Source organism: Gemmatimonadota bacterium (assembly GCA_016209965.1).
GTDB lineage: Bacteria > Gemmatimonadota > Gemmatimonadetes > Longimicrobiales > RSA9 > JACQVE01.
Map to the genome: position 1 here is coordinate 1 of JACQVE010000022.1, position 3239 is coordinate 3239.

Below are 3239 nucleotides of genomic sequence, written 5' to 3' on the forward strand. Positions count from 1 at the left end.
GGCCTCAGACGCGGACCACGACGCCCAGGACGAAGAGTTCCGCCGCCTCGAGCGGGAAGCCCGCGAACGCGCGGCCTCGAGCCGCCTCGAGGACCTCAAGCGCCGCATGCGCTGAGCTGGCACGGCAACACGGCACTCCCCGCCCCGTCGCGGGGGCGAGGCCCCCGTGCTGCCGGCCGAGGCCCCTGCTACGAGGCTGCGCCAGACCCCTCCCCAACCTCGCGGCGCCTATCGCTCGCCCCCGGAACCTGCGGCCCGGGCTCGCTCCAGCAGTGGCGCGGCCACCTTGAGCAGCGGCCGCGTTTCGTCCGTCGGGTCCCCCGGCGCCAGCACCGTCCCGCTGGTGAAGCTCCCCGGCGCGGGCGGAGCCAGCACCACGGCGAGCTTCAGGACCGCGGAGTCCCCGGGCGCGAGCCGCAAGGGCCCGGCTGCTACGGCTGCGCGCAGGTCCTCCGGCCTGTCGGGCAGGTATCCTATGCCGGGGTCCGCGTGATTCGGCGCCGCCGTGTGCGTCCCATTCAGCCACCTCAGCCCCGACTCCTCGCGCACCCCGGTGGTCGAACCCAGGCCGGCCCTCCACTCCAGGGCCTTAGGCCACCCCGTAAGCACCAGTCGCGTCCCGGCAGGCGCCTCGAGCACGCCCACCCCCACCAGCCCCGGGCGGTCCACCCACTCCGTCTCGAAAGCCGGCTCGCGGAAATCACTGTCGTAGACGAACGCCAGCTTATCCGCCGGCGAGTAGCTCAGCAGGTCGTCTTCCGAGAACCCGATGTCCGCGTCCAGGGCCATTCCTATATAGGCGTCCTCATAGGTGATGCCCGCCGCGGGCACGACCGGGTCCATCGCCCGGTAGCTCGGCCGGTCGCTCACGTTGCGGAACACCAGCCGCACGATCACCACGTCCTCGAGGCCCGGGCGCGTGCTCAGCTCCTGGTGGATGGCGAGTCCCCGCACAGTGCGCAGCGGCAGCGTCGCGGGCGGCGGCAGCACCCACGTCGACTGCTCCAGCCTGAATGAGCCACTGCCACCATCGAGCACCGGCTCCGGCCGGCCAGCCAGGTACTCCCAGTCGTAGGGGCCCAACGCCACTGCGCCGCCCGACCCCCGCACCACGCCGCCAAAGACCGGCGAACCCGTCGACAGGTAGCTGTTCGAGCTCGGCGTCGGCCAGAAGAGCCCGCCGCCGATGCCGTTGAGGAAGAACAGGGTGCCGGACGGGTTGGTGGCGAAGCGCACGCGGTTGGGCGCCTGGTAGGTTGTCAGCGCGCGCCAGCATGGCTCGGCGGTGCAGCGCAGCACCAGCGGCCCGAACACCCGGAGCGCCGTGTCGCGCATGGTTTCGACCCGGGCGCTGAAGCCGTAGACCTTGGCGCCACGCTCCAGCCGCACGGTGATGGTGTGCGGGCCGACCTCGAGCTGGCGCAGCGTGTCCGGCGTGACCCTGCCCGTGGCCTGCCCGTCCACCACGATCTGTGCGCCCGCCGGGTCAGAGTCCACCAGGAGCGGACCACTGGTCACCGGACCGAGCGGCCGGTCCGCTTCACGGCAGCCGCCCAACCCGAGCAGCAGCACGATTGCGAGAAGAACGCGCCTGGAAGCCATACGAGAGAAGCCCGAGCCGCGCCGCCGGGCCGCGGTGCCGCGGGCGTTACCACCTCTATTACACCGCCGAGCGCGCCGCGGACGCAGCGACCCTACGTGGCCCCCGCGAACGGCGAACCGCCGGCCGTATTACACCGCCGAGCGCGCCAAGGACGCAGCGACCCGAGCGTGTTGGGGTCACCGGCTGCCGCTCCCCGGCCTCCGCGTACTCGACGCAAACAAATCCCGAAGCGCCACCAAAGCCAGGGTAACACATCCAGCTTCGTGCCTCGGGGTCGGCGCAGCCGGTGAAATACTCTGCGGTGAAATAGTAACGGAACCTGTGAAACGCTGCACTAGTCCCGGCCGCGCCGCGTCCCGCCCCCCCCGCCCCCCTACCGCGTCCAGGAGGCGCCGGCGGCAAGCCCTGCCGCGCTCGTCGCCATGGGGATCAGGAACGCGGCCGTCTCGTCATCCACGGTGAGCAGCAGGTCGAGCCCGAATCCCGCAACCAGCCCGGCCACGCCGGCAATGCTGATGAGGCGCGCTCGCCCGCGGCTGAGCTGCCAGCGCGGCGCCAGGAGCGCGGTGGCCAGCAGGCCGAGGTTGCCGCCGGCCAGTGTCCAGGCCAGCAGCCGGTCGTCCCCGTCATTGCCCTGCTCCGCGTCCAGCACGATCCCACTGGCCAGGCCGTACCACGACCCCCACAGCGCGCCGAAGTTCACCACGGTTGCGGTACCCGGGCTGATCTCGCGCGAGCGCGCCGCCAGCCCGCCCGCCGCGATGCCCGCCAGCCCACCCGCGATCATGGAGGCAAAGCGTGCTGCCGTCGAGGTCTCCGTGTAGCAGTACTCGGGCTGGTTGAACCCGCCCTGCGTGCAATGCTGCTCCTCGCCCAGGTCGAGGACTTCTCCCCAGCCGAAGCCCTGCCAGGTGCCCCAGGTGCCGCCCAGGGTGATGGCCCGCGCCCGACCCTCGCTCACGCCGTGCGCCCGGCTGTAGGCATTGGACAGGAGGAACGTGGCGGGCGCCCCGAGCAGCAGCCCCAGTCCATACGCCTCCGCCTGATCCGCCCCCAATGCGCCGGGCACGGCCATGCCCAGCCAGGCGCCATACAGCGTGCTCCAGACGACGAGCTCGACCCGTCCGCTCCGGTCACGCCGTCCCGCACGGAGCGCCGCCAGCCGCCGGTCCGCTTCCCCGGCCACCGGCGTCAGCGGATAGCGCTCGCGTATGAGCTCGAGCAGCGATTCCGCCAACTCGGCCCGCCCCTCCGCCTCGAGGCGAGCGGCCAGGCCGTAGAGCACGGCAGCGCTGTCGGCTGCGGTAACCTGCGCACCGGCAGGGGCGGGGCGGAGCAGCGTGAGCAGGAGCAGCCAGCGCACCGGCCGCCCAGCGGGAGCCCGGAGCAACTGCCCGGCCAAGGTAACAGCTCGAGCAAGCCTAGGCCTGGCTCTCACCGGCCAGCTTCCCAGCGCTCGCAGCGCGCAACGCGCGCCGCCCCCGCTTCCATAGGGTGTGCGCCAGCCACAGCAGCCCGGGCACGCCCGCCAGCGCAAGCTGCAGTTTGAGCCCCAGGCCCACGCCATTGGCGCCCAGCGCCACCCAGGGCACGAGCCCCACGGGGCGGCCCAGGGCAACGATCCATCGGAAGCGCC

3 protein-coding genes are annotated in these 3239 nt (G+C 72.5%); all 3 read right to left on the reverse strand.

Translation table 11 applies throughout. The features are described from left to right. Positions 1-228: 228 nt before the first annotated feature. Positions 229-1602, reverse strand: a complete 1374-nt coding sequence (locus HY703_01045) for a PEGA domain-containing protein (GenBank protein MBI4543765.1) — start codon at positions 1600-1602, stop codon at positions 229-231. Between the two features lie 374 nt (positions 1603-1976). Beyond that, positions 1977-2966, reverse strand: coding sequence for a hypothetical protein (locus HY703_01050; GenBank protein MBI4543766.1), 990 nt, complete (start codon positions 2964-2966; stop codon positions 1977-1979). Between the two features lie 58 nt (positions 2967-3024). After that, the coding region (locus HY703_01055; GenBank protein MBI4543767.1) for a chemotaxis protein at positions 3025-3239 on the reverse strand (215 nt) is incomplete at its 5' end.

Excerpts from the sequence above, each read along its gene's own strand:
- HY703_01045 (MBI4543765.1), bottom strand. The coding sequence starts at position 1,602 with ATGGCTTCCAGGCGCGTTCTTCTCGCAATCGTGCTGCTGCTCGGGTTG.